The sequence below is a fragment of the Streptomyces sp. NPDC002088 genome (genome assembly GCF_040296605.1).
Taxonomy (GTDB): Bacteria; Actinomycetota; Actinomycetes; order Streptomycetales; family Streptomycetaceae; genus Streptomyces.
Map to the genome: position 1 here is coordinate 35915 of NZ_JBEOXO010000034.1, position 26011 is coordinate 61925.

28 protein-coding genes are annotated in these 26011 nt (G+C 71.1%); 19 read left to right on the forward strand and 9 right to left on the reverse strand.

Annotated features, from left to right (window positions below; all coding sequences use genetic code 11):
• Position 1: 1 nt before the first annotated feature.
• The 4 genes from ABT114_RS43270 to ABT114_RS43285 all read right to left on the reverse strand — a co-directional run bounded on the left by ABT114_RS43270 (position 2) and on the right by ABT114_RS43285 (position 3419).
• Positions 2-610 (reverse strand): carboxymuconolactone decarboxylase family protein, encoded by a 609-nt coding sequence (locus ABT114_RS43270; RefSeq protein WP_351150703.1) that lies wholly within the window; start codon positions 608-610, stop codon positions 2-4.
• On the reverse strand, positions 607-1476 hold the full coding sequence (locus ABT114_RS43275) for an NAD(P)-dependent oxidoreductase (RefSeq protein WP_351150825.1): 870 nt from the start codon (positions 1474-1476) through the stop codon (positions 607-609). Before ABT114_RS43275 ends, ABT114_RS43270 begins: the two co-directional genes overlap by 4 nt.
• Positions 1477-1478: 2 nt before the next feature.
• Positions 1479-1898: a carboxymuconolactone decarboxylase family protein gene (locus ABT114_RS43280; protein ID WP_351150705.1), complete on the reverse strand. Its 420-nt coding sequence runs from the start codon at positions 1896-1898 to the stop codon at positions 1479-1481.
• Between the two features lie 96 nt (positions 1899-1994).
• Positions 1995-3419: an aldehyde dehydrogenase family protein gene (locus tag ABT114_RS43285; protein WP_351150708.1), complete on the reverse strand. Its 1425-nt coding sequence runs from the start codon at positions 3417-3419 to the stop codon at positions 1995-1997.
• Positions 3420-3672: 253 nt separating this feature from the next.
• Between ABT114_RS43285 and ABT114_RS43290 the strand changes: the two genes are divergently transcribed.
• From ABT114_RS43290 to ABT114_RS43375, 18 genes are all read left to right on the forward strand, one after another.
• On the forward strand, positions 3673-4509 hold the full coding sequence (locus ABT114_RS43290; RefSeq protein ID WP_351150711.1) for an NAD(P)-dependent oxidoreductase: 837 nt from the start codon (positions 3673-3675) through the stop codon (positions 4507-4509).
• Positions 4510-4568: 59 nt separating this feature from the next.
• Positions 4569-5429, forward strand: coding sequence for a mycofactocin-coupled SDR family oxidoreductase (locus ABT114_RS43295; RefSeq protein ID WP_351150714.1), 861 nt, complete (start codon positions 4569-4571; stop codon positions 5427-5429).
• A gap of 35 nt (positions 5430-5464) precedes the next feature.
• Positions 5465-5668 (forward strand): ferredoxin, encoded by a 204-nt coding sequence (locus ABT114_RS43300; protein ID WP_351150716.1) that lies wholly within the window; start codon positions 5465-5467, stop codon positions 5666-5668.
• 34 nt (positions 5669-5702) lie between these two features.
• Positions 5703-7079: a cytochrome P450 gene (locus tag ABT114_RS43305; protein WP_351150719.1), complete on the forward strand. Its 1377-nt coding sequence runs from the start codon at positions 5703-5705 to the stop codon at positions 7077-7079.
• A 112-nt stretch (positions 7080-7191) separates the two neighbouring features.
• Positions 7192-8853 (forward strand): thiolase C-terminal domain-containing protein, encoded by a 1662-nt coding sequence (locus tag ABT114_RS43310; protein ID WP_351150722.1) that lies wholly within the window; start codon positions 7192-7194, stop codon positions 8851-8853.
• The gene (locus ABT114_RS43315) at positions 8850-9788 is read left to right on the forward strand and encodes an alpha/beta hydrolase (RefSeq protein WP_351150725.1); all 939 of its coding nucleotides are present in this window, start codon (positions 8850-8852) and stop codon (positions 9786-9788) included. The genes ABT114_RS43310 and ABT114_RS43315 overlap by 4 nt, the downstream gene beginning before the upstream one ends.
• Positions 9785-10300 carry a DoxX family protein gene (locus tag ABT114_RS43320; RefSeq protein WP_351150728.1) on the forward strand — a complete coding sequence of 172 codons (516 nt, stop codon included), beginning with the start codon at positions 9785-9787 and terminating at the stop codon, positions 10298-10300. The genes ABT114_RS43315 and ABT114_RS43320 overlap by 4 nt, the downstream gene beginning before the upstream one ends.
• Positions 10301-10325: 25 nt before the next feature.
• A complete protein-coding gene (locus tag ABT114_RS43325; protein WP_351150730.1) occupies positions 10326-11174 on the forward strand; it encodes an NAD(P)-dependent oxidoreductase in 849 nt (282 codons plus the stop codon).
• Positions 11175-11181: 7 nt separating this feature from the next.
• Positions 11182-12498: an acyl-CoA dehydrogenase family protein gene (locus ABT114_RS43330; RefSeq protein ID WP_351150733.1), complete on the forward strand. Its 1317-nt coding sequence runs from the start codon at positions 11182-11184 to the stop codon at positions 12496-12498.
• Positions 12495-13520, forward strand: coding sequence for a phosphotransferase family protein (locus ABT114_RS43335; protein ID WP_351150735.1), 1026 nt, complete (start codon positions 12495-12497; stop codon positions 13518-13520). The genes ABT114_RS43330 and ABT114_RS43335 overlap by 4 nt, the downstream gene beginning before the upstream one ends.
• Positions 13517-14305: an enoyl-CoA hydratase-related protein gene (locus ABT114_RS43340; protein WP_351150738.1), complete on the forward strand. Its 789-nt coding sequence runs from the start codon at positions 13517-13519 to the stop codon at positions 14303-14305. Before ABT114_RS43335 ends, ABT114_RS43340 begins: the two co-directional genes overlap by 4 nt.
• A 4-nt stretch (positions 14306-14309) precedes the next feature.
• A complete protein-coding gene (locus ABT114_RS43345; protein ID WP_351150741.1) occupies positions 14310-15287 on the forward strand; it encodes an NADPH:quinone oxidoreductase family protein in 978 nt (325 codons plus the stop codon).
• A 68-nt stretch (positions 15288-15355) separates the two neighbouring features.
• A complete protein-coding gene (locus tag ABT114_RS43350; protein WP_351150743.1) occupies positions 15356-16123 on the forward strand; it encodes an SDR family NAD(P)-dependent oxidoreductase in 768 nt (255 codons plus the stop codon).
• An 80-nt stretch (positions 16124-16203) separates the two neighbouring features.
• Positions 16204-17655 carry an aldehyde dehydrogenase family protein gene (locus tag ABT114_RS43355; RefSeq protein WP_351150746.1) on the forward strand — a complete coding sequence of 484 codons (1452 nt, stop codon included), beginning with the start codon at positions 16204-16206 and terminating at the stop codon, positions 17653-17655.
• Positions 17652-18860, forward strand: coding sequence for a CaiB/BaiF CoA transferase family protein (locus ABT114_RS43360; protein ID WP_351150748.1), 1209 nt, complete (start codon positions 17652-17654; stop codon positions 18858-18860). Before ABT114_RS43355 ends, ABT114_RS43360 begins: the two co-directional genes overlap by 4 nt.
• 35 nt (positions 18861-18895) lie before the next feature.
• A complete protein-coding gene (locus ABT114_RS43365; protein WP_351150751.1) occupies positions 18896-19231 on the forward strand; it encodes a tyrosine-protein phosphatase in 336 nt (111 codons plus the stop codon).
• Between the two features lie 28 nt (positions 19232-19259).
• Positions 19260-20048: an enoyl-CoA hydratase/isomerase family protein gene (locus ABT114_RS43370; RefSeq protein WP_351150754.1), complete on the forward strand. Its 789-nt coding sequence runs from the start codon at positions 19260-19262 to the stop codon at positions 20046-20048.
• A gap of 44 nt (positions 20049-20092) precedes the next feature.
• The gene (locus ABT114_RS43375) at positions 20093-20560 is read left to right on the forward strand and encodes a pyridoxamine 5'-phosphate oxidase family protein (protein ID WP_351150756.1); all 468 of its coding nucleotides are present in this window, start codon (positions 20093-20095) and stop codon (positions 20558-20560) included.
• Between the two features lie 12 nt (positions 20561-20572).
• On the opposite strand, the gene ABT114_RS43380 is transcribed toward ABT114_RS43375, so the two are convergent.
• The 5 genes from ABT114_RS43380 to ABT114_RS43400 form a co-directional block, all read right to left on the reverse strand.
• Positions 20573-21328 carry an SDR family NAD(P)-dependent oxidoreductase gene (locus tag ABT114_RS43380; RefSeq protein WP_351150759.1) on the reverse strand — a complete coding sequence of 252 codons (756 nt, stop codon included), beginning with the start codon at positions 21326-21328 and terminating at the stop codon, positions 20573-20575.
• Between the two features lie 31 nt (positions 21329-21359).
• A complete protein-coding gene (locus tag ABT114_RS43385; RefSeq protein ID WP_351150762.1) occupies positions 21360-22268 on the reverse strand; it encodes a PaaX family transcriptional regulator in 909 nt (302 codons plus the stop codon).
• A 64-nt stretch (positions 22269-22332) separates the two neighbouring features.
• The gene (locus ABT114_RS43390; protein ID WP_351150764.1) at positions 22333-22674 is read right to left on the reverse strand and encodes a hypothetical protein; all 342 of its coding nucleotides are present in this window, start codon (positions 22672-22674) and stop codon (positions 22333-22335) included.
• Positions 22671-23978, reverse strand: a complete 1308-nt coding sequence (locus ABT114_RS43395; RefSeq protein WP_351150767.1) for an aromatic ring-hydroxylating oxygenase subunit alpha — start codon at positions 23976-23978, stop codon at positions 22671-22673. The genes ABT114_RS43390 and ABT114_RS43395 overlap by 4 nt, the downstream gene beginning before the upstream one ends.
• Before the next feature lie 85 nt (positions 23979-24063).
• Complete coding sequence (locus tag ABT114_RS43400; protein WP_351150770.1) at positions 24064-24918, reverse strand: enoyl-CoA hydratase/isomerase family protein; 855 nt, start codon at positions 24916-24918, stop codon at positions 24064-24066.
• Between the two features lie 99 nt (positions 24919-25017).
• On the opposite strand from ABT114_RS43400, the gene ABT114_RS43405 reads away from it, so the two are divergent.
• On the forward strand, positions 25018-25986 hold the full coding sequence (locus ABT114_RS43405; RefSeq protein ID WP_351150772.1) for a TIGR03621 family F420-dependent LLM class oxidoreductase: 969 nt from the start codon (positions 25018-25020) through the stop codon (positions 25984-25986).
• Positions 25987-26011: the final 25 nt, after the last annotated feature.

Below are 26011 nucleotides of genomic sequence, written 5' to 3' on the forward strand. Positions count from 1 at the left end.
ATCATGGCGAGAGCTCGTCGTCAAGCTCCACCCCGAACGTCTTGAAGGCCATGGCGAGCGTGTCGTACGCGCCGACGGTGAAGACCAGGTCCATCAACTGCCGTTCCTCCAGGACCGTGCCGAGTTCTTGCCAGGTGCTGTCGCCGATGTGTGCGTGCGCGATCAGTTCGTCCACCGCACGCAGCAGGGCCCGGTCCTCATCGCTCCAGCCGGGCGCGTCGGGCCCTTCGGCCACGCGCCCGATCTCGTCGTCCGTCATGCCGGCTTCGTTCCGCGCCATCCACGTGTGCTGCGTCCACTCGTAGACGGCACCGCGCACCGCACTGATCCGCAGGACCGTCAGCTCCCGCTGGCGGAGGGACAGGCTCGTCGCGAACAGCACATGCCCGTTGAAGACATGGAAGGCCCGGGTCAGTTCCGGGTAGTGCGCCATGGTGCCGAGTGCGTTCAGCCCTTTGGGGCGGTCGGCGCCCCGCTCGGGCACCGGATGTCGCGCCACCGGCGGTGTCAGCGCGGCCAGCGCGGCCCTCATCTCCGGCGGCCACTGGCGGATCGGCAGGGGCGACATACGCCGCGGCTCGGCCTTTCCGGCCTCGGGTGTGGTGGTCATCGGTCGTGCCTCCTGGTGGCCTCGACGAAGCGGTGCACGCGGGTGAAGTCGGCTCCGGGCTCGGCGTCGGCGAATCGCTGCCACAGCGCGCCGATGAGGGTGCCGACCTCGTCCGGACCGCCCTGCTCGGCCACGGCCCGCAGATAGAGGTCCACGTCCTTGGCCATCAGGGAGTTGGCGAATCCGGAGTCGTAGTGGCCGGTGAGGACATGACGGGGGAACTTGTCCTCGGTCGCGCCGTTGCGGCCGCTGGAGGCGTTGAGCACGTCCAGCATCTGAGCCGGGTCGAGGCCGGCGGCCCGGCCGAACGCGACGGCCTCACTGGTGGCGGCGAGCGCGGTAGCGGAGAGGAAGTTGTTGGCGAGTTTCAGGGCCTGCGCCATGCCCGGCCGCTCCCCCACCCTGCGGCGCCGGTCGCTGAGATCGGCGAGTACGGGCTCGACGGCGGCACAGACTTCGTCGGGGGCGGCATACATGATGGTGAGCGTGCGCGCCCGGGCCCCGGCGACGCCGCCGGAGACCGGGGCGTCGGCATGCCCGATGCCGTGCTCGGCGAGGAGGTCGGCGACGCGGCGGGCCGCGGTCACGCCGACGGTGGAGGTGTCCACCACGTACGTGGTACGGCGCCCCGCCGCCTCCGCGATCTCCCGCGCGACCTTCTCGCTGACGTGTCCGTCGGGGAGGCTGAGCACCACCGTCCTGGCCGTGCGCGCGACTTCGGCCACGTCCTTGCAGGTCGCGGCGAAGCTGGGCGTGCGGGCGGGGCCCGCGCTGTCGTAGGCGACGACGCGATGGCCCCTCTGCACGAGGTTGGCGGCGAGTGCGCCGCCCATGTTGCCGAGACCGACGAATCCGACCGTGGGCATGCTCACGCCCCGCCCTTTCCGGCGGCGGACGTCTCCCGACGTACGTCCTCGCGCGCGGCCCCGGTCTCGGTGAGGCCGCGGCGGGCGGCGACACCGGCGGGCACGCCGCAGTAGGCGGCGACCTGGAAGGGCAGTTCGTCGAGTTCCTGCTGGGTCACACCGGCGCGCGGCGCGGCGGTGGCATGCACCCGGAACTCCTCCGTCCGGCCGAGGGCGGCCGTCATCGCGAGGACGAGCAGGCTGCGGTCGCGTGGCGTGAGCGCGCCGCCTCGGGCCCAGACACCCCAGGCCGTCTCGGTGATGTAGTCCTGGAATTCGGCGACGGCGGGCTCCGGATCGCGGACGGCGGCGTCGACGTAGGCGTCGCCGAGCACGGCCCGACGCATGCCTCGGGCGTCCTTCGGCGGATCGGTCTGCGCCACGGGGTTCCTCCTCGTACGGGTTCGGGGGGTGGTGGTGTGCGGACGGCGCGGGCTCTGCTCCGTCCGGGCTCGGATCGGGCTCTGCGCGGATCGGCGTCAGGACGACAGGCCGACACTGACGGTCTTGGCCTGCGTGTATTCGTGGAGGGCCTCGAACCCCTTCTCCCTGCCGTAGCCGCTCTGCTTGAAGCCGCCGAACGGCGTCTCGATGGTCAGCGGGCCGCCGTTGACCGAGATCTGTCCCGCCTCGATGCCCTCGGCCAGCCGGAGCCCGCGGGCCGTGTCGCCGCTCCATACATGGGCCACCAGGCCGTAGGGAGTGTCGTTGGCGAGGGCGAGCGCCTCGGCCTCACCGGTGAACGGCTGGGTCACCAGGACGGGCCCGAAGACCTCCTCCCGGGCGATGCCCAGATCCGGTTCGACGCGGGCATAGACGGTGGGGCGGATGTACTGCCCCTGGGCGGCAGGACCGTCGTCGAACGCGCCACCGCCGCACACCGGGACGGCTCCCTCGGCGCCGGCCTTGGCGAAGTGGTCGAGGACCTTGTCGTACTGTGCCTCGGTGATCATCGGCCCGAAGTCGGTGCCGGGCACGAGCCGTTCGGCGCGCTCGGCGATCCGGGCGACGACCTCGTCGTGGACGGATTCCTCGACGAGCAGCCTGGTGGTGGCCGAGCAGACCTGCCCGGCGTTGGAGGCGAGGGCCGAGACCGCGGCGGCGACCGCCCGGTCGAGGTCGGCGTCGGCGAAGACCACAAGCGGTGACTTGCCGCCGAGTTCGAGGGTGAGCGGGATCAGCCGGTCGGCGGCGACGGCCGCCAGGTGGCGGCCGACGGGCACCGAGCCGGTGAAGGCGACGCGCCGAACGTCCGGGTGGGCGGCCAGCGGAGTCCCCGCGTCCGCGCCCGTACCGGAGACGACGTCGAGCACGCCGTCCGGGAGTCCGGCCGCGGAGGCGAGGCGGGCGAGGAACAGCGTACTGAGGGGGGTGTGTTCGGAGGGCTTGGCCACCACGGCGTTGCCCGCGGCGAGGGCGGGGGCCAGCGCCCGGCAGGCCTGGTTGAGCGGCAGGTTCCAGGGGGTGATCACACCGACGACCCCGAAGGGTTCGAGCCGGGTGTACGTGAGCGTGCCGGCGCCCTGGTCGACGGTTCGGCCGTGGAAGGCCGGCAGCACTCCGGCGTAGTAGCGGAAATACGCGGCGGACATGGCGACTTCCGTGGCCAGCTGCGTCTCCACCTTGCCGGTGCAGGAGCGCTCCAGCACCGCGAACTCCTCGGCGTGCGCCTCGATCGCGTCGGCGATCCGGTGCAGGATCCGGGACCGTTCGAGGGTCGGCTGCCGGGCCCAGGCGGGCTGTGCGGCGACCGCGGCGGCGACGGCCCGTTCCACATCGTGGGACGAGCCGGCCGCCACGTCGTCCCCCGCACGGCGGGTGGCCGGGTCGCGGAGCGGCAGATAGCCGCCGAGGGCGGGTACGGCCGGCTTGCCGTCGATCCAGTGGTCGTGACGGACCGTCATCCGAGATCCCCTCCGCCGTGCCTCAGCTCCGGGCGCTGCCGTTGATCCGGACCACGCACCCGATCGCATCTCTGGTTTTCATTCAGAGAGAATATGATTCTCGCCCTCTGTGGGCAACAGGACGTACTCCCCATCCGCGACCCAAGGGCGCGCCACGCGGGCCCATAGGAACGCCTGGAGAAAGTCCCGAACGACACCTTCCACAGCTCCGATGGCGAGATTACTGTTCTCGTGAAACGGGAGGGAGATTCTTGTGGCTCACGAATCACCCGTGAAGCGGCTGGGATTCGCCGGTGCGGGACGCATGGGGCTGCCCATGGTGCGCCGCCTGGTGGCGGCCGGACACGAGGTGCGCGCCGTGGGCCGCACGCCGGACCGGCGCACGGCCCTGACCGGGGAAGGCGCCGTCGCCCTCGGTCGCGTCGAGGACGCCGCCGAGGAGGCCGACGCCGTCCTGGTGTGCGTGTTCACCGACCGGCAGGTGCGCGAGGTCTGCCTCGACAGCGGGCTCCTCGACACGCTGCCGGACGGCGCGGCGCTGGTCGTCCACACCACGGCGAACCCGCGGACGCTCCAGGAGATCGCCGAGCGGGCCGCCCCACGCGGCATCACCGTGCTCGACGCGCCGGTGAGCGGAGGGCCACACGACATCGCGGCGGGTCGGCTGACCGTCTTCGCGGGCGGCGACGAAGCCACCGTCGAGCGACTGCGGCCCGTGCTGGCGGCGTACGCGGACCCGGTGCTGCCGGTCGGCCCGGTGGGCGCGGGACAGCGCGTGAAGCTCGTGAACAACGCGCTGTTCGCGGCGCAGATCGGGCTGGTCGCGGAGGCCGCGCGGCTCGGCCGGGACCTCGGGGTGGACGAGACGGTGCTGCTGGCAGCGCTCGGGCACGGCAGTTCGGCGAGCCGCGCCCTGGCGGGGGTGGCCTCGCGCGGGTCGGCGGACCGATTCGTCACCGACGTACGGGAGTTCCTGGACAAGGACGTCGAGGTCGTCCGGCAGGTCGCGGACGGTCTCGGCGCGCGACTCGGCGCCCTGGAGCCGGCGCTCGCGGCGCTGGGCCGCGCGGGGGTCGGCACAGACGCGTGACCGGCAAGCCGGGTTCGGCACACCACCAACGACGTAGGACGACGACAAGGGGAAGCGGCATGGGACGGGTCGAGGGCAAGGTCGCGTTCATCACCGGCGCGGCACGCGGTCAGGGGCGCAGCCACGCGGTGCGTCTCGCGGAGGAGGGCGCCGACATCGTCGCGATCGACCTGTGTCGTGACTACGAGACGGTCGACTACCCGATGGCCACACCGGACGACCTCAAGGAGACGGCACGCCTGGTGGAGGCACAGGGCCGCCGCGTACTCGCGATCCAGGCCGATGTCCGCTCCATGGAGGCCATGCGGGACGCCGCGGGACGCGCGGTGGCGGAGCTCGGCGGGATCGACGTGGTCGTGGCGCAGGCCGGGATCGCGCCCCTGCACGGCACCCCTGCGCTGCAGGCCTGGGCGGACGCGGTCGACGTCGACCTGGTCGGCAGCATCAACGCCATCCAGGCGTGCCTGCCGCATCTGCGCGAGGGCGCCTCGGTGATCGCCACCGCGTCCACGGCCGCCCTCATGGAGCACGGCATCGTGGAGAACCCCGGCTCCAACCCGGGCGGCGCCGGATACGCCTACGCCAAGCGGGCGCTGGCCGAGTACATGCACGAACTCGCCCGGAATCTCGCCCCGTTGAAGCAGCGGGCGAACGTCATACACCCCACGAATGTCAACACCCAGATGCTGCAGAGCGAGCCGATGTACCGGTCCTTCCGCCCGGACCTGGAGCACCCGACCCGGCAGGACGCCGAGCCCGCCTTCGCCGTCCAGCAGGCGATGCCCATCTCGTTCGTGGAGCCGGTCGACATCAGCAACGCGGTGCTGTTCCTCGCCTCGGACGAGGCTCGGTACATCACCGGGGTGCAGTTGCGGGTGGACGCCGGCGGCTACCTCAAGTGGTACGACTGGCGCCGCTGACCGGTCGCCGAGACCGAGAAAGGAAGGGGCTGTTCATGAAGGTCAGCGTGGACCAGAACCGCTGCCAGGGCCACACCCTGTGCGCCATGATCGCGCCGAAGGTGTTCCAGCTCAGTGAGATCGACGGCCACTCCTCGCCCATCAGCGAGGACGTGCCGTCCGGCGAGGAGGCGGCCGCCGCCGAGGCCGCGCGCACCTGCCCGGAACGGGCCATATCCCTCACCGACACCGCGGGCTGACAGACCCGCCGCAAGGGAGGAAGGAGGCACCACCGTGAATGCACACGACGCCCCCGACGCGCCCGGGGAAGAGGAGCGCAAGAACCCCCGCTACGCGTTCGACCGCCACGCCCCCGACTACCGGGAACGGTTCGTCGAGATCACCGAGGAGATGCAGAGCCGCTGCCCGGTCGCCTGGTCCGACACCCACGGTGGACACTTCGTGGCCGCGGGGCACCAGGAGGTCTTCGAGATCGCCCGGTCCGCCGACAGGCTCTCCAACGACCACGACGTCAACGACGAGCGCCGCGGCTACCAGGGCATCAGCATCCCGGCCCCGACCCGCGGCAAGGGCATGCGGGGCGGGTTCCTGGAGATGGACCCGCCGGAACAGCGCTATTACCGGCAGGCCCTCAATCCGTATCTCTCGCCCGCGGCGATACAGCGCTGGATCCCGTTCCTGGACGAGCTGATCCGCGCCTGTCTCGACGAGCGGATCGAGTCGGGCCGGATCGACTTCATCGAGAATCTCGCCAATCCGGTGCCGGCGGTGTTCACGCTGGCCATGATGGGGATCCCGCTGCAGAACTGGGAGATCTACAACGAGCCCGCGCACGCGGGGGTCTACACCCACCCCAACTCGCCGGAGATGGCGCGGGTGCGCGAGCTGCACATGGCGATGATCCAGGACATCGGCCGGCAGCTGCACGCCGTCCGTGCCGATCCGCGGCCCGGTCTGGTGGACGCGGTGCTCAACGCGAACGTCGGTGGTTCGGCGCCGTCGGACGCCGAGCTGGTCGGGGTCCTCGCGCTGCTGATCGGCGGCGGCTTCGACACGACCACCGCGCTGACGGCGCGTTCGCTGGAGTGGCTCTCGCAGCACCCGACGGAACGGGAACGGCTGAGCCGGGAGCGGGACAGGCTCCTCGACTCGGCGACGGAGGAGTTCCTGCGGTACTTCACCCCGGCCGTCGGTGACGCCCGTACCGTCGCGGTGGACTGCGAGATGGCGGGCCAGGACTTCAGGGAGGGCGACCGGATCTGGCTGTCGTGGGCGATGGCCAACCGTGATCCGTCGGTCTTCGACGCCCCGAACTCGGTCGACCTGGAGCGCAAGGGAAACCGGCACCAGGCGTTCGGCCTCGGCATCCACCGCTGCATCGGCTCCAACGTGGCGCGGGTCGTGTTCAAGCGGATGCTCACCCATGTCCTGGACCGGATGCCGGACTACGTGTGCGATCCGCAGGGCGCCGTGCACTACGACTCGATCGGCGTCATCAACGGCATGCGGCACCTGCCCGCCGTCTTCACACCGGGAACACGGCAGGGACCGGGCCTGAAGGAGACCTTGGAGAAGCTCCAACGGGCCTGTGAGGAAAAGGGGTTGGCCGCCCCGGTGACCACGCGCGCCGCACGGGCCGACATCCGCTGAGCCTGCCGCGCGCCGGGCAGCCCTTGGCGGCACCCGGCGCGCGGCTGCGAACCATCCTCCCCCGCCCGCACCGCGGCGGGGGAAGCACATCGTGCATCGTGAGGAGACATCTGTGGCCCGGCGCCCCCTGCCCCTGCTGACGGAGGAGAACGAGTTCTTCTGGACGTCCGGCGCGGACGGCCGCCTCCGCTTCCAGAAGTGCGAGGCCTGCTCCGCCCTGATCCACCCACCGCAGCCGGTGTGCCGGCACTGCCGGGGCCATGGGCTGACCGTCACGGACGTCGCCGGAACGGGCACCCTGATCTCGTTCACCGTCAACGAACGCTTCTCGGTGCCCGGTCTGCAGACGCCGTACGTGGTGGCCCGGGTGGCGGTCGACGAGGACCCACGGGTGCGGCTCACCACCAGCATCGTCGGCTGCGAGCCGTCCGCACTCCGGCTCGGCATGCGGGTGGAGGTCGTCTTCGAGCAGATCGAGGACGTGTGGCTGCCGTTGTTCCGGCCGTGCGCCGAGCAGCCGGCCGAGCCCGCCGCGCTGCCACCGGACGACCCGGGACCGGAACGCGTCGCGGCCCTCGTACGACCCCCGGTCAGCTCCGAAAGGTTCGAGCACAAAGCGGCCCTCACCGGCGCCGGTGCTTCCCGGATCGGGCGCCGGCTCGGTCTGCCGCCGCTCGCCCTCACCGTCGAGGCGTGCGAGCAGGCCGTCGCGGACGCCGGTCTGACGATGGACGACATCGACGGCCTCGCCGGCTACCCCGGAGCCGGGATCACCGCGGGGTTCGGCGAGGGCGGGGTGGCCGCCGTGGAGAGCGCCCTCGGTATCCGCCCCACCTGGCACAACGGCGGCACCGAGACCTTCGGTCCGGCCGGCTCCGTCATCGCCGCGATGCTCGCCGTCGCGGGCGGCCTGGCCCGGCACGTGCTGTGTTTTCGCACCGTGTGGGAGGCCACGCACGCCCAGCAGATCCGCGACGGCAGGCGCACCGTGACAAGCCCGGACCGGGTGACGGACGGCGCCGAGTGGCGCGCCCCGTTCGGCGCCTTGGCGCCGCACGCCCTCGCGCAGAACGCCCAGCGCCACTTCCACGAGTACGGCACCACCCGGGAGTCCCTCGGCTGGATCGCCCTCAACCAGCGTGCCAATGCCGCGCTCAACCCCGAGGCGATCTACCGCGAGCCGCTCACCATGGACGACTACCTGTCGGCCCGCACCATCACCACCCCGCTCGGCCTGTACGACTGCGACGTGCCGTGCGACGCGTCGATCGCGGTGGTGGTGTCGGCGGTCGACGCCGCGCGGGACCTGCCGAAGCCGCCGGTGCTCGTGGAGGCGGTGGGCACGCAGCTGATCGAGCGCCTGGAGTGGGACCAGTCCACCGCCACGCACGAGCCGCAGGTCCTGGCGCAGGCCGCCCATCTGTGGACCCGCACGGATCTGGGTCCCGACGACGTCGACGTGGCGCTGCTGTACGACGGGTTCACCATCAACTGCCTGTCCTGGATAGAGGCGTTGGGCTTCTGCGGCATCGGTGAGGCCAAGGACTTCCTGCAGGGCGGCAAGAACATCGCCCGCGACGGCGTCCTGCCCGTCAATCCGCACGGCGGACAGCTGTCCCACGGCCGCACCCACGGCATGGGCCTGATCCGCGAGGCGATCACCCAGTTGCGCGGCGAGGGCGGGGCCCGACAGATCGCCGGCGCCCGCACCGCCGTGGTCAGCTCGGGCGGTCTCACGCCCAGCGGCGTCCTGCTGCTGAGGGCGGGCGCATGACGGTGCCCGGCCGTCTGGAGGCGGCCCCCGAAGACGAGTTCGCTCCGACCGTGCACACCGCCACCACGCGGGTGGACGGGATACCGTTCTCGGCGCGCGTCTGCGCGGCGCCGTCGCCCCGCGCGGTGCTCCTTGCCCTGCACGGCGGTGGCACCACCTCGGTCTACTTCGACTGCCCCGGTCGCCCCGAGCTGTCCTTGCTGCGGACCGGAGCGGCCCTCGGTTACACCGTCATCGCCCTGGACCGGCCGGGCTACGGCGCCTCGGCACCGCACGGCGACGACTTCCACGATCCGGCGCGGCGCGTCGACATCACGTACGCGGCGCTGGACCGGCTCCTGACCCGACTGCCATGCGGACAAGGCGTGTTCCTCGCAGCACACTCAGCCGGGTGCGAGCTGGCGGTGCGCATGGCGGCCGATCCCCGGGGGCGGCAACTGCTCGGCCTGGAGATCGCGGGGGCGGGACTGCGGCACGACCCCGACACCGTCCACGCCCTGGAGGCCGCCGAGGCCATCCGCCGCGCCGGCCGACGGCCCACCTCGATGCGCGAGACCCTGTGGGGTCCCGCCGCGCTCTATGCCGAGGACGTCTGGAACACGCCCCACATCGCCTCGGACTCCCCTCTCTACGAGAGTGCGGCGCGCGCCTGGATCGAGCACGACTTCGCCGCACTCGCCGCCCGCGTACGGATCCCGGTCGAGTTCAGCCTCGGAGATCACGAGAAGGTCTGGGAGTCCGGTCCTGCGGCGCTCGCCGAGATCACCGGTCTGTTCACCGCGTCACCCTGGGTGCGGGCCAATGAACAGGGGGGTGCCGGACACAACTTGAGCCTGGGCCTCGCTGCCCGCGCCTACCACCTGCGGGTCCTGTCGTTCGCCGAGGAATGCGCGGTGCTGCGGACGCGCGGCTCCGCGAAGGGAGGAAACGTATGACCGGGGCGGAGGCGTTCGCCGTACTGCTGCTGCGCCTGGTCATCGGCGCGACGATGGTGGTGCACGGCCTCAACCACTGGCGCGGCGGTGGCAGGATCGCGGGCACCGCCGGCTGGTTCGAAGGCCTGGGCCTGCGCAACGGGCGGCTGCAGGCATGGATGAGCGTGGCTACCGAGATCGGCGCCGGAGCGCTCCTGGCCGCAGGGCTGTTGACGCCGCTGGCCTGTGCGGCGGTGGTGTCGGTGATGCTCGTCGCGGGGCTGCTCGCCCATCGCGGCAACGGCTTCTTCGTCTTCAAGGACGGATACGAGTACGTCCTCGTCCTGGCCGTGGCCTGTCTGTCCCTGGCCACGCTGGGCCCGGGCCCCTGGTCCCTCGACGCGGCGCTCGATGTCGAGGTGACCGGCTGGACGGGCGGCGGCGTGGCGCTCGGTGTGGGCATCGTCGCGACGGCCGGACTGCTGGCGACGTTCTGGCGGCCGAAGAAGCCGGAGCGATCGGGCAAGGCCTGATTCCCTGAGATTTTCTGGAGGTTCTGTGACACGCGCCGGATTCATCGGCCTGGGTAGCCAGGGCGCCCCGATGGCCCATCGCATCCTGGATGCCGGGCTGCCCCTGACCCTGTGGGCGCGCCGCCGCGCGTCACTGGAGCCGTTCGCGTCGACAAAGGCCGAACTCGCCTCCTCCCCGGCGGAGTTGGCCGCGTCCTGCGACGTGGTGGGGGTGTGCGTGGTGGCCGACACCGACGTCGAGGGCGTGGTTCTCGGCGAGTCGGGGGTGCTCGCGGGGCTGCGGCCCGGCGCGGTACTCGCCGTGCACAGCACGGTCCACCCGGACACCTGCCGCCGCCTGGGCGCGCTCGCCGCCCGGCGTGGCGTGCACGTGGTGGACGCCCCCGTCAGCGGCGGCGGCCCGGCTGCCGCCGCGGGGCGGCTCCTGGTGATGGCGGGCGGCGAGAGCGAGGCTGTGGAGCGCTGCCGTCCGGTCTTCGAGGCGTACGGCGACCCGGTCGTCCACCTGGGCCCGCTGGGCTCGGGCCAGGTCGCCAAACTCCTCAACAACGTCCTGTTCACCGCCAACTTCGGGATCGCCGCGAGCGCCCTGGACCTCGGCCGCAGGCTCGGTGTGGCCCCCGAACGGCTGGCCGAGGTCGCGGGCCACGGCAGCGCCGCCAGCTTCGCGCTCGGCCGGCTCGCGGCAGCGGGCGGCGACCCGAGCCGGATGGGCAACCTGGCGGGCGCGCTGCTCGCCAAGGACGTCCGCCTGATGAGCGCCCTGGCCGACGCTCCCGACACACGCCACGACGACACCGCCGAGGCCGTACTCGGCACGGCCCGGGCCGCACTGGAGCGGATGGGTGCGCCGCTCGACCCCGAGAAGGAGTAACCGAAAGATGGCATGGGACTTCGAGACGGAACCCGAGTTCCAGGAACTGCTGGACTGGGCCGACACCTTCGTTCGCGAGGAGGTGGAACCCCTCGATCTGGCCTTCCACGGACTGCAGTTCACCCCGCCCGACGCCGACCTCCGCAAGATCATCGAGCCGTTGAAGGAGGAGGTACGGCGTCGTCGCCTGTGGGCCGCTCACCTCGGCCCCGAACTCGGCGGCGAGGGCTACGGGCAGCTCAGGCTGGCCCTGCTCAACGAGATCCTGGGCCGCTCCGAGTGGGCGCCGATCATCTTCGGCTGCCAGGCACCGGACACCGGGAACGCCGAGATCATCGCCCACTACGGTACCGAGGAGCAGAAGGAACGCTATCTGCGGCCGCTGCTCGACGGTGAGGTCTTCTCCTGCTACTCGATGACCGAGCCGCAGGCGGGGGCCGACCCGGCGCTCTTCGAGACGCGCGCGGAACGCGACGGCGACGGCTGGGTGATCAACGGCTGGAAGTTCTTCTCCTCCAACGCCCGCACCGCGGCCTTCTTCATCGTGATGGCGGTGACGGACCCGCAGGCCGGCCCGTACAAGGGCATGTCGATGTTCCTCGTGCCCTCCGACACCCCGGGCATCCGCATCGAGCGGAACGTGGGCCTGGGCGACGAGCCAATGGGCGGTGGTTCACACGCCCTCATCCACTACGACGACGTGCGGGTGCCCGCCGACGCGGTGCTCGGCGGTCCGGGGCAGGCGTTCGTGATCGCCCAGACGCGGCTCGGCGGGGGCCGGGTGCATCACGCGATGCGCACCATCGGGCAGGCGAAGAAGGCCCTGGACATGATGTGCGAGCGGGCGCTGAGCCGCCGTACCCGGGACGGGGTGCTCGCGGACAAGCAGTTCGTGCAGGGCTACATCGCCGACTCGTACGCGCAGCTCACCCAATTCCGGCTGTTCGTGCTGTACGTCGCCTGGTCGATCGACAAGCACAACGACTACAAGAAGGTCCGCAAGGACATCGCCGCCGTCAAGGTCGTCATGCCGCAGGTATTGCACGACATCGCGCAGCGCGCGGCGCAGGTCCACGGGGCGCTCGGCATGAGCAACGAGATGCCGTTCCAGCGCATGATGACGGGCGCCGGGGTGATGGGCATGGCCGACGGTCCCACCGAGGTCCACAAGGTCACCGTCGCCCGCCAGGTCCTGCGTGACCACCGGGCCACCGAGGGGATATGGCCGACCGGCCATCTGCCCTCCCGTCTGGAGGCCGCACGCGCCAAGTTCGCCGCGCACCTCGACCTGAGCCCTCTCGATCAAGAAATGGGAAATCTGTGATCGACACCGAACGTCTCGCGACCTGGCTGGACGGTCTCGATCTGCCCGGCAAGGGCGAACCCGTGGAGCACGCCTACCTCTCCGGCGGAACCCAGAACGAGATCTACGAGATCCGCCGCGGCCCCCTGCACTGCGCACTGCGCATCCCGCCGCCCACCGCCCCCGCCGACCGGGACAAGGGCATCCACCGCGAGTGGCGCATCATCGAGGCACTGGAGGGCACGGACGTGCCGCACACCCCGGCGGTCGCGGTGTGCACGGACCCATCGGTGCTCGGTCGCACGTTCTATCTGATGGGGTTCGTCGACGGCTGGTCGCCGATGAACATGAAGGACAAGAAGTGGCCGGAGCCGTTCGGCAGCGACCTGTCGGCCCGCCGTGGCCTCGCGGAGCAACTCGCCGACGGTATCGCTCTGTTGTCGAAGGTCGACTGGCAGGCCCGCGGCCTTTCCGACCTCGGCCGCCCCGACGGTTTCCACGAGCGGCAGGTGGACCGCTGGACGCGGTTCCTGGAGCGCATCAAGGGCCGTGAGATCCCGGGGCTCGACGAGGCGTCGGCCTGGCTGCGCGCCCACAAGCCGCTGGACTACGTGCCGGGTCTGATGCACGGCGACTACCAGTTCGCCAACGTGATGTTCGAACACGGCGCCCCGGCCCGGCTCGCCGCGGTCGTCGACTGGGAGATGGGCACCGTCGGCGACCCCAAGCTGGACCTGGCCTGGATGATCCACACCTGGCCCGAGGACACCTCGTCGCCCGAAGCCGCCACCTCCGGCTACGTCGACCTCACCGGCATGCCCTCGCGCGACGAACTCCTGGCCCGGTACGCGCAGACGTCGGGCCGTCAGGTCGACGACATCGACTACTACTGCGTGCTGGCCAAGTGGAAGCTCGCCATCGTCCTGGAGCAGGGGTTCCAGCGGGCCGGCGACGACCCGAAGCTCCAGGCGTACGGCCCGATCATCCTGAAAGTGATGCGCGAGGCCGCCGACCTTGCCGAGACGACGAGGTACCGGGGATGAGCACACAGGACAGCGAGGACATCCTCGTACGGGAACGGAACGGCAACGTCCTGGTGGCCCGGCTGAACCGGCCGAAGGCCCGCAACGCGCTGACCCCGGAGCTGATGTCCGCCCTGGGGCAGGCCCTGCTGGACGCGGAGAACGATCCGGACCTCCGGGCGGTGGTCGTCACCGGCTCCGGTGACCGGGTCTTCTGCCCGGGCATGGACCTGCGGGCCTTTTCTCGCGGTGAGCAGACGGTGCTCGGCGCCGACGAGGGAAGGGCCGCGTATCAGCGGTTCCTGGACGGCGGGAGCACGGTCCCGGTGGTGGGCGCCGCCAACGGCACGGCGCTCGGCGGCGGTATGGAGCTGCTGCTGGCCTGCGACGTCGTCGTGGCGTCGGCGGCGGCGACGTTCGGGTTCCCGGAGGTCAAGCGGGGCCTGTTCCCGGCGGGGGGCGGCGCCGCGCTCGGCACCCGGATCCCCCTCGCGACCGCCCTTGAGCTGGTGCTGACGGGGGACGCGGTGGACGCGGCGCGCGCCCGGCAGATCGGGCTGGTCAACTCCGTGGTGGACGCGGACCAGGTGCTGCCCGCAGCCCTGGAGCTGGCCGGGCGGATCGCGGCCAACGCACCCCTGGGGCTCGCCGCCGCCAAGGAACTCGTACGGCTGACGATCACCGATCCCGAGCGCGCGGCGGCCCGGCAGCAGGAGTTGCAGCATCGCGTCTTCACCAGCGAGGACGCGAAGGAGGGCGCGGTGGCGTTCATGGAGAAGCGCGCGCCCGTGTGGCGGGGGTGCTGATCCGATGAAGGCCGCGCAGTGTCCGTCGTACGGGCCGCCGGAGATCGTCCGCCTCGCCGACGTGTCCCCGCCCGCTTTGGCCGCGGGCCAGGTGCGGGTGCGGGTCGGCGCGGCCGCGGTCAACTTCCCCGATGTACTGCTGGTCGCCGGGGAGTACCAGATCCGGGCCGAGCCGCCGTTCGTGCCGGGCAGCGAGTTCGCCGGGGTGGTCGAGGAGGTCGCCGACGACGTGAGCGGGGTGCGGGTCGGCGACCGCGTGTGCGGCACCGGCCTGGTCGGCGCGTTCGCCGAAGTGGCGGTGGCCTCCGCCCGGTCCCTCTCCCCCGTCCCTGACGGGGTGGAGGACCGGGTGGCGGCCGCGTTCGGCGTGGCGCACCGCACGGCCTACCACGCCCTGCACACGGTGGCCCGGCTGCGCGCGGGTCAGGAGCTGGTGGTCCTCGGCGCCGGCGGCGGAGTGGGCCTGGCCGCCGTGCAGTTGGGGGCGCTGGCCGGCGCCCGGGTCACGGCGGTGGCGTCGTCACCTCGGAAGCTGGAGGCCGCCGAGGCCGAGGGCGCCGCGGTACTGATCGACCACCGGCACGGCGGCAGCCTGCGGGCCGCGCTGAAGGAGGCGCTGCCCGCCGGGGCGGACGTGGTCCTCGACCCGGTCGGGGGCGACCTCGCGGAACCGGCGCTGCGGTCGGTGCGCTGGGGCGGCCGGTTCGTGAGCATCGGCTTCGCCGCGGGCATCCCCCGACTCCCGCTGAACCTCGTCCTGTTGAAGGGCGTCAACGTGACCGGCTTCCAGCTGCGCGACCTGGCCGCGCACCTGCCCGAGGAGTTCACGGCGAACGAGGCGCGACTGCGCGAACTGTTCGCCGCGGGCACCGTACGGCCGTACATCGGCGCGGAGTTCGCGCTCGCGGACACGGCGGCGGCCCTGCGGTGCGTGGCGGACGGCAAGGCGATCGGCAAGGTCGTCGTGCGGGTGGCCGACTGAGCCGCCGCCCGCCCTGGACCGCGCTACGCACACCCGTACTGACGAATCTCACCGTGGGAGCAGCACCTGTGGACACCTTGGCCTCACTCCATGACCTGACCGGCAAGGCCGCCGTCGTGACCGGAGGCTCCCGGGGCATCGGGCGGGCCATCGCCCAGGCCCTGGCCGAGGCGGGGGCCGACGTCGTGATCGCCTCCCGCAAACCCGACGCCTGTGAGGCGGCTGCCGCCGAGATCAGCAAGGAGACGGGACGCCGCGCCGCGGCCATCGCCTTCCACGCGGGCCACTGGGACGACTGCGACCGGCTCGTCGACGAGACGCTCGACCGGTTCGGCCGACTCGACGTGCTGGTCAACAACGCGGGCATGTCGCCCACGTACCGGAGCCTCGACGACATCAGCGAGGAGCTGTACGACAAGACCCTGGGCGTGAACCTGAAGGGGCCGTTCCGGCTCGCGGTGCGGGCCGCGACCTACATGGCGGAACACGACGGCGGCTCGGTCATCAACGTCGGTACGGCGGGCTCGCTCACCGCCAGCACACGCGAACTCCCCTACGCCTGCGCGAAGGCGGGCCTCAACGCGCTCACCGTCGGCCTCGCGGACGCGTACGCGCCGAAGGTGCGGGTCAACGCGATCCTGCCGGGCCCCTTCGTCACCGACCTCTCGCGCGCCTGGCGGCCCGAGGATCCGGACGACGCCCCGTTCGTACCGCTGGGCCGCATGGGCCGCCCCGAGGAAGTGGGACCGCTGGCCGTGCACCTCGCCTCGAACGCGTCCAGCTTCACCACCGGCGCGATCATCCGCGTCGACGGCGGCATCACCCGCAAGGTCTGAGGGCCCCGAACCCATCACTCGGTACGACCACGACTCCCGCAATCACGACTCCGGCAACGACGCAGGAAGGCGTAGAGCCCATGACCGACCCAGCCCCCGACCGGCGGCTTCTGATAGACGGCCGACTCACCGGCGCCAAGACCACGTTCGCCTCCCTCAATCCGGCCACGGGCGCCGTCCTGGGGCACGCCCCGGATGCGGGTCCCGCCGAGGCCGAGGCCGCCGTCGTCGCTGCCCGCCGCGCCTTCGACACCACGGTATGGGCCACGGACCGGGACTTCCGTGTGCGCTGCCTCGACCAGCTGCACCGGGCGCTGGTCGACCACAAGGAGGAACTGCGGGCCCTGACCATCGAGGAGGTCGGCGCCCCGCACCAACTCACCGCGGGAGCACAGCTGGAGGAGCCGATCGCCACCGTCCGCTGGTACGCGGACCTGCTGCCGGCCTTTGAGTTCAGCCGGGACCTCGGCGTCGTCGAGGTCCGGGGAGGGCGGCACCGCCGCTGGGTCGAGAAGGAGGCGGCCGGCGTCGTCTCCGCGATCATCCCGTACAACTACCCGAACCAGATCGGCCTGGCGAAGCTCGCCCCCGCCCTCGCCGCTGGCTGCACCGTCGTCCTGAAGGGCGCCCCGGACGCCCCGCTGGTCACCCTCTTCCTGGGCGAACTGATCGCCGAGCACACCGACATCCCGGCCGGCGTGGTCAATGTCCTGTCCTCCTCGGGCGCGGCGGCCGGCGAGGTGATGACCACGCACCCGGACGTCGACGTGGTCACGTTCACGGGCTCGACGGCCACCGGGCGGCGCATCATGGCGGCCGCGTCCGAGACGGTCAAGCGCGTCTTCCTCGAACTCGGTGGCAAGTCCGCCATGGTGCTCCTGGACGACGCCGACTTCCGGACGGCTTCGATGATGGCCTCCTTCATGTCGTGCAGCCACGCCGGACAGGGCTGCGCCATCTGCACCCGCCTGCTCGTTCCCCGGGAGCGGCACGACGAGGTCGTCGAGATGGTCGCCCAGGGCCTGGCCCGCATCCCCGTCGGCGACCCGGCCGACCCGGCCACATACATGGGCCCGCTCATCAGCGAGCGGCAGCGCGACAAGGTGGACGCGCTGGTGCGGCGCGCCGTCGCGGACGGGGCGAAGCTGGTGTGCGGCGGCGAGCGCGTCGACCCCGGCTTCTTCTACAAGCCGACGCTCCTCGCCGGCGTGGACCCGGACAGCGAGATCGCCCAGGAGGAGGTCTTCGGACCCGTCCTGTCCGTCATCCCGTACGACGAGGAGGACGACGCGGTGCGGATCGCCAACAACTCGGCGTACGGCCTGTCCGGCGCCGTTTTCTCCGCGTCCGAGGAGCGGTCGGTGAACGTGGCCCGGCGCATCCGCAGCGGCACCTTCAGTATCAACGGGGGCAACTACTTCGCGCCCGACAGCCCCTTCGGCGGCTACAAGCAGTCCGGCATCGGCCGGGAGTACGGGCTCGAAGGGCTCGCGGAGTTCCTGGAGACCAAGACGTTCGGAGCGCCGGCATGAAGCCTCTGGAAGGTATCCGCGTCATCGAGGTCGCCATGTACGGCTTCGTCCCGGCGGCCGGCGCCGTGCTCGCAGACTGGGGCGCGGACGTCGTCAAGATCGAGCACGCCGTGCACGGCGATCCGCAGCGCGGGCTGCGCCGCACGGGCGCGTTCGTCATCGAGGAGGGCGACCCCAACCCCAACATCGAGCACGCCAACCGCGGCAAGCGCAGCCTGGGCCTGGACATCTCCAAACCCGAGGGCATGGCGGTGCTGCGCGAACTGGTCGCCGGTGCCGATGTGTTCCTCACCAGCTTCCTGCCGGCGGCACGGCGCAAGTTCGGCATCGAGCCCGACGACATCCGTACCGTCAAGCCGGACATCGTCTATGCCCGCGGCTCCGCGTTCGGCCCGAACGGCCCGGAGTCCGACAAGGGCGGCTACGACATGACGGCCTTCTGGGCGCGCTCCTCGGCCGCCGCCAGCATCACCCCGGAAGGCCTGGACGGCATCATCCCGCTGCCGGTGCCCGCGTACGGGGACACGATCTCCGGTACGAACCTGGCGGGCGGGGTCGCCGCCGCCCTGCTGCGGCGGGAACGCACCGGGGAGGGTTCCGTCGTGGACGTGTCCCTGCTCAGCAGTGGTGTGTGGGCGATGGGTCACGGCATCGCGCTGGCGCGGGCGCAGAAGAAGCCGTGGGTGATGGCCCGGCCCGGCGGTCCCAACGCGATGGCCAACCCGCTCAGCGGCATCTACCGCACGGCCGACGACCGCCACCTGTCGTTCGTCATGCTGCAGCCCGAGAGGTACTGGGCGGACGTGTGCCGGCACATCGACCGGCCCGAACTCGCCGACGACCCGCGCTTCGCGACCGCCGAACTGATCAGCAAGCACACCGCGGAGGCGGTGGAGCTGCTGCGCGAGACGATCGTCTCCCGGCCGCTCGCGGAGTGGGCGGAGCGCTTCGTCACCCTCTCCGGCCCCTGGGCGCCCGTCCAGGACTCCGTCCAGGTCGGGGACGACGTGCAGGTGCGCGCCAACAAGTTCGTCACCCGGGCCGGAGACCTCGAACTGGTCGCAAGCCCGGTCCAGTTCGATACCGCACCCCTCGAACTGGAACCCGCGCCGGAATTCGCCGCCCACACCGAGCAGATCCTGCTCGAACTCGGCATGGACTGGGATCGCATCCTCGCGCTGAAGGCGGCGGGCGCGGTCACCTGAGCGGCACACCGGCGCAACCGTGGGAAGGAGTACCGGTGTACGAGAGTCTGCTGGAGGCGCACGCCCCGGTCTTCGGCAGAATCCTCACCCACCTCACCGAGCCCGACGGTCTGCCCGCGCTGTTCCACTGCCGGCATGGCAAGGACCGCAGCGAATGCCGAGGCTCCGGCCGAAGCTCGAGGCCGCGGGCATCGACGCCGCGCACTACCGCGCGGTGTTCGGGGCCCCGGCACGCCATGGCGACCGTGCTCGCAGGCCTGCGGGCCCGACACGGCTCGGTCGAGGGATTTCTGACGGAACGGGCGGGGCTCACCGCCGACGTCCTCGTCGAACTGCGGACGCGCCTCACCACGGCGCGGCCTCCTCGGTGACCAACTACCAACTGGAAGGAGCGGGCGAGTGGGAGACGATCTGGGCGCGGCCGGGCTGCGCTTCGAACGGGACGGCGTCATCGCCTGGTGCCACATCGACCGTCCGGAGGCGCGCAACGCCTTGACCCCGGCCATGTACTTCGGCATCAAGCGGGCCGTCCGTCTGGTCAACGCCGATCCGGACCTGGCGGCTCTCGTCATCACGGGCACGGGTGACGTGTTCGCCCCGGGCGGCGATCTGGGCGGCCGGTCCCAGCCGGGGGACACCGCTCCCCCGGACATCGGGCACGAGTTCCTGCCGTTCCTCACGATCCGGGAGAGCCGGGCCCCGGTGATCGCGGCGGTCAACGGCATCTGCCAGGCCGGAGGCCTGCTGATCGCGATGATGGCCGACATCGCCGTCGCCAGTGACCGGGCCACCTTCCGGGTACCGGAGCTGCTGCGGGGCATCCCCGACGCCACGTTCGCCGCGGCGCTGCCCGCCCACGTGGGCCTCGCGGTGGCCCGTGACCTGATGCTCTCGGCGCGCCGCTTCGACGCGGCCGAGGCACAGCGCCTGGGCGTCGTCGCGCGCGTCGTCCCCCACGAGACGCTCCGCGAGGCGGCGCTGGAGGCGGCGCGCGAGGTCCTGCGCACCCCGCCGATGGCCCGGATGCACGTCAAGCGCATGCTCAACGAGCGCTACGGGTTCTTCGACTACCAGACGATGTTCTGGGCGCTCGAGGAATCACCCGAACCCCGGGAAGGGATGCGGGCGTTCATGGAGAAACGCGATCCGAACTGGGTGCCCCGGGACCTGCCGAACGGCGGTCGGTGATCTTGGCGGCGAGCGATCGGTCCACGGAGTCATCGGGAGGGTTCATGTCCGGGCAGCGCAGGGGAACCGCGATCGCCATGACCGAGGGAGAGAGGGACGCCTTCCTGCGGTCGCAGCCGCTCTGCCGGGTCGCGACGGTCGGCCCGAGCGGGCGCCCACACACCAGCGCCCTGTGGTTCGTATGGGACGGGACCGCACTGTGGCTCAACTCCCTCACCCGCAGTCAGCGTTGGGCCGACCTCGAACGTGATCCGCGGATCAGCGTGATCGTCGACGACGGAGGCGCGGACTTCCTGCGCCTGCGCGGGATCGAGCTTCAGGGGAGCGCCGAGGTCGTCGGTGAAGCGCCGCGCAAGGGCGCTCCCCTGGATGAACTCACCGTCCCCGAGAGGCTCTTCGGGGAGAAATACATGGGTGGCGAGTTCCGCTACGACGGCCGGCACGGTTGGCTGCGCGTCCGCCCGGAGAAGATCGCGAGCTGGGACTTCGGCAAGCTGTCTCAGCGCACGTGACCCGGCGCCGCGTCAGGCCACGTAGCCGCCGTCGACCGGCAACGCCACCCCGGTGACGAACGACGCCTCGTCGCTCGCGAGGAAGAGCACCGCTGCGGCCAGCTCGGACGGCAGACCCCAGCGGTGCATGGGCTGGACCTTCATGACCGCGTCGGCCGGCGGTACGGGGGTCTCCTTCGTCGCACCGGCCAGTGCCGTCCACGTCATGCCGGGGCAGACGGCGTTGACGCGTATGCCCTGCGTCGCGTAGTCGAGAGCCGCGGACTTCGTCATCTGGACGACCCCGCCCTTGGCCGCGGCGTAGAGGGAGTGCTTCTTCCAGCCGACGAGGGCGGCGGACGAGGCGGTGTTCACCACGGATCCGCCGCCGGTGCGCAGCATGGCGGCGATCCCGTACTTCATGCCGAGGAAGACACCCTTGAGGTTGACCGCGATGACATCGTCGAAGGTGGCCTCCTCCTGTTCCACGAGCGGCTTGCGGGGGCCGCCGAAGCCGGCGTTGTTGAACAGCACGTCCAGCCGGCCGAAGTGGCTCTCCGCCGTACCGATCATTCGCCGTACGTCGGCCGCGACCGACACGTCGACGTCGACGGCCAGGGCGGCGTCACCGATCTCCTTGGCCACGGCGTGCTGTTCACCGCTGCGGTCGGCGCAGACGACCTTGGCACCCTCCTCGGCGAACAGCACGGCTGTCGCCCTGCCGATCCCCGATCCGGCGCCGGTGACGACGGCGACCTTCCCGGCGAGACGGCCCACGGCATCGGTCATGGATTCTCAGCTCCTTGCGGTGATCACGTGATCATGTCGGCGTGTGGGTCGTGGTGCGGTGCCCGACCTGCGCCGCGAGCTCCGGGTCGTGTTCCGCGAGGAGCTGACGGACGCGGACCTCGGCGAGCGGCCCCAGGGTGTCGTAGATCTGGACGAACACGGCGCGCGCCGCACGGGCGGGCCACCCGTCGGGGAGCAGGTTGGCCGGCAGTTCGGGATCGATGCCGACCATCTCGCGCCAGACGTCCTTGACCGTGGTGCGGGCCACCAGCGCTTCGGCGGAACCCACCTGCCCGCCGGTGACCCGGGCGAGCAGGGGGGTGTACTCGGTGATGAAGTCCTGGTACGCGGCCTGGATGGCGTCGAGGTCCCAGGCTCCCAACGGGTCGCCGTCGCCCTGCGCGTGGGTGAGCGTGGAGCGCAGCACCGTGGCACTGCGCACCCCGACGCTCTGAAGGATTTCGACGGTCTGCTCGTGATCGGCGTGGGGCGACATCCACACCCCGTCGTACACGGCGGCGTACCCGAGGAAGCCGAGGCGTCGGCGGATGGCGTGCCGTACCTCGCGCTGGTCGTCGGGGACGGAGAAGACGACCGTGGTCCACAGGCCGTCCCAGGGCCGGTCGGCCGCCCCGAAGTCCACCACGCGGCGCTGCGTCTGCTCCAGTGCGCGCGCGGCGCCCGGCATCATCCGGTAGAAGGTCCGGCGTCCTTCCTTGCGCGCATCGAGGACTCCGCGGCGCGCCAGCCTGCCGATGGCCGCGCGGGCGCTGACCGGCGTGATGCCGAAGTCGCCGAGCAGCGCGACGAGGGCGGCCGAGGGCAGGGAGTCGTCGGTGGCGAACCAGTAGTCGGTGAACAACCCGAGGATCAGGTGCTGCGGGTTGGCGCCGGTCTGGGACCGCGGCAGATCGATGTCGGCGAGGGTCTGGGCATTCATCAGCGTGAGGGTACTGGCAGGCCGACGGCGATCGGGCGGTGCTCCCCTCCGTGCCCTCGCCTCCTCATACGGCCGGCTCGACGAGCGTGTCGAAGAAGGCCGCGCCCGCGTCCGGGATGCGCGGCTGCTCGAAGACGTTCACCGCGTACGAGACGATGATCATCGAGTAGAGCAGGCGCAACAGTCGCAGTTCCGGCTCCGGGAGGGCGTTCAGGTCCATGGCGTCGAGGTGGGTGATCGCCTCCTCGGCCCGCGGGGCGATCGCGTAGTAGAACGCGCCGAGCTCCTCCATCGTCTTCGACAGGCGCATGGCGTACCTCTCCTGGCGGGTCGGCCGGGCCCAGTCGGCGAGGTACGGTTCGAGCTCGGCGAACCCTTCGGGGAGCTGCTGGGTCGTCGTGGTCATCGGCCTTCGCCCTTCTCGGTCCCCGGCCGGTGCGCGGCCACGGTGTCGCGGACGGTCTTGTGGAAGTGCCGGATGAGCAGTTCCTGGTCGCTGAGGTGGAACTGCCGGTTGGCTCGGCTCGCCAGGCCGGAGTGCGTGGCCTCGATCGTGTTCACGTCCTGCATGGCGAACTCGATGGTGCTGTCCACGACGAGTTCCTGCGCCAGCCGGTCCTGCGCGTTGCGGGGCGGGGCGAAGTACAGGTCGATGTCGTAGATGTGCGAGTCGACGCTCTCGGGCCAGTACGTGTACGTGATGTAGAAGCCGCGGGCCCAGATCTGCACGGAGAGGTTGGGGAACAGCCAGAACTGGTCGTTGCCCCACGAGCGGATGTTCCCCTTGTTCAGGAACTCGGGGAGCGGCCCCAGGTCGGGTACGTCGTCGGGTCCGAAGAGTCCGGCGCGAAAGAGGCGGTAGACCCACTTCTGGTCGTTGGACGCGGGACCGAGGGCGCCCGGCTCACGGGGCGGCAGCGGGGGCGGCCCGGGCACCGAGGTGAGCATGTGCGGGGTGAACAGGTCGTAGTGGTAGGCGTCCACGGGCGGCACGAGTTTCTCGGCCTTGGAGACGTCCTTGTCGATGAAGCGGGCGTGCACGTACGGCGGGTGGTACCACTCGCACACCGAGTCCACTGCGAGCTTCCAGTTGCCGCGGATGTGCGCGCGGAAGCCGTAGCGCTGGGTCAGCTTCTCGAAGGGGTACTCCTCCAGTTCGAGGAGGCGCTCGCCGAGATAGCTGCGCAGCGGGACCGGGTCCTCGGCGAGGTTGACGAAGACGAACCCGGCGAACTCCTCGCAGTGCACCGGGGGCATCCGCAAGCGCTTCTTGTCCAGGTCGAAGAACTCCTGCTCGTTCGTGACGTGCGTGACCTGGCCGTCGAGCCCGTAACGCCAGCCGTGGTACTTGCAGTGGAACTGCCGGCACAGCCCGGAGCTCTCCTCCTGGGGGTGCTCCTGCCAGACGACCTTGTTCCCGCGGTGCGCACAGACGTTGTGGAACGCGTGCACCTGGTCGTCGGCGCCGCGGGTGACCACGATCGACGCCAGATTTCCCGGGAGTTCGCGGGTGAAGTACGCGCCGCGCCGGTTGAGCTGTTCCGAGCGGCCGACGTACAGCCAGGACCGCCGGAAGACCGCCTCGCGCTCCGCCTCGAAGAACTCCGGCGATATGCAGTCGTCGTACGAGACGGGGTCGGTTCCGAGATCCGGGTAGTGCGGCGTGAACTTGCCCTTGCCGGTGGCCAGCCGTTCCTGAAGCTCCGTCATGAGCTGCTTCCTCTCCTCACCATGGCTCGATAGTAGACAGACTCAATCCATTGCGCCATATAACTGTTTCCTATTGTCGACCCGTTCAGGTCCACGGATCGTCGTCCCACGCCCGGTCCAGGGGCTCCATGCCGCCCCCGAAGGGGAAGAACTCCTGCTGGGCGTAGGTCTCGCGGCCGAGGCCGTGGCCGAGCTCGTCGAGGAAGGCGCGCTTGAGGTTCTGGGTGAACAACTGCCGCGTGTAGCGCAGGACCAGGTAGGGACGCTTCGCGAGCTCTCGGGCCAGTTCCCAGGCCCGGTCGAGAACCGCGTCCTTGGCGTGCACCTCGGCGACGGCGCCCCAGTCGAGGGCCTCCTGGGCCGAGAGCTTCTTGCCGGTCAGGAGCAGGTAGCGGGCGCGGTTGTGGCCGACCAGGAACGGCCAGATCACATGCTGTCCGTCGCCGGGCACCTGGCCGCGCGGAAAGTGGGACACATCCTGGAAGTACGCGTCCTGCGAGGCCAGCACGATGTCGCCCATCAGCGGGACTTCCGAGTGGATGTTGCAGGGGCCGTTCACCACGCTGATCATGGGCACGTCGACGTCGAGGACGTTCCACATGAGGTTGCGGTTGTACCAGGCCTTCTCGTCCAGCTTGCGCAGGCCGCGGACTCCCGGCATCGCGTCGTACATCGGCCTCTCGGGGAGTTCGCCGTTGGGCAGCCGCCCCCAGTTCGCGTTGTAGTTCTCCCCGGTGCCGGTATGGATGAGCACCTTGATCTCCCGGTCGCCCGCCACATCGGCGAAGGCGTCCGCCATGTCGTCGTGCGCCTTCCAGTCCCACACCAGGCTTCCGCCGTCGGTGTGGCACTGCATGAGCAGGATCCCCTCCTCGCTCAGCTCGAAGCGGTAGTTGCGGTACCGGTCCTGGTACTCGGCGAAGCGTGCGCGCCTGACCATGTGCCCTCCCTCTCCCGCCGCATCCGATCCGTCGAGCCCGTCCAGCTGGTCCTCGCAGGGGCATGGCGCGGCAAGTACACAACAGTTATCGTTCGATGCGTGACAAGTGTGCAGCCATTTAGGTTCGCCGTCCAGGCGACCAGGGCAACCTCTGCGAAGGAATGGCGCGAGACCGCGCGCTCGGTGCAGGACCTCGGTTACAGCACGCTCTTCCTGGCCGACCACTACCTCGGCCCGGGTCCGGCCCAGCGCGAGGCCCGCTGGCCCGCGCAGCACCTGGCGCCCGTCGCCGCGATGGCCACGGCCGCCGCCGTGACGGACACGCTCCGGGTCGGATGCCGGGTGTTCTGCGTCGACTACCACGTCCCCGGAGTCCTCGCGAAGGAGGCCGCGACGCTCGACCTGCTCTCCGACGGGCGGCTGGAGTTCGGCATCGGCGCGGGCTGGAGCGAGCCCGAATACCGCGCCATGGGCCTGCCGTTCGCACCGGCCGGCCGCCGCGTCGACAAGCTGTGCGAAGTCGTCGCGCTGCTCAAGGCACAGTGGAGCGGCGAACCCCTGGACCTGCGGGGCGAGTACGTGACCGCGGTCGACCACGCGGGCCTGCCGCTGCCCGTGCAGCGCCCGGGTCCCCCGATCATGATCGGGGGCTCCCGGCGCCGCGTCCTGTCGTTCGCCGCACGGGAAGCGGACATCGTGAGCCTCGCGAACGTGCCCTTCGACGCCCGCAACGACGCCGGTCGCACGCCGCAGGAGGAGGCCGCTCACCGGTACGGCCTGGTCCGGGATGCGGCGGGCGGGCGCATCGGAGGGCTGGAGATCGAGAGCTCTCCGTTCTTCGCCAGGCTCACCGACGACCCCGCCTCCGCCGCCGACCGCGTGGCCCGGACGCTGGGCGTACCGGCCGACGGCCTGCTCGACCACCCGAACGTGCTGATCGGCGAGGAGGACGAGATCGTCGATCGGCTACAGGAACGGCGCGCGCGCTTCGGGGCGAACTACATCACCGTGCAACAGAACGAGGCGGAGCGCTTCGCACCCGTCGTCGCTCGCCTGACAGGGCACTGACGACGGGGCCTGCAGAACCAGGGGC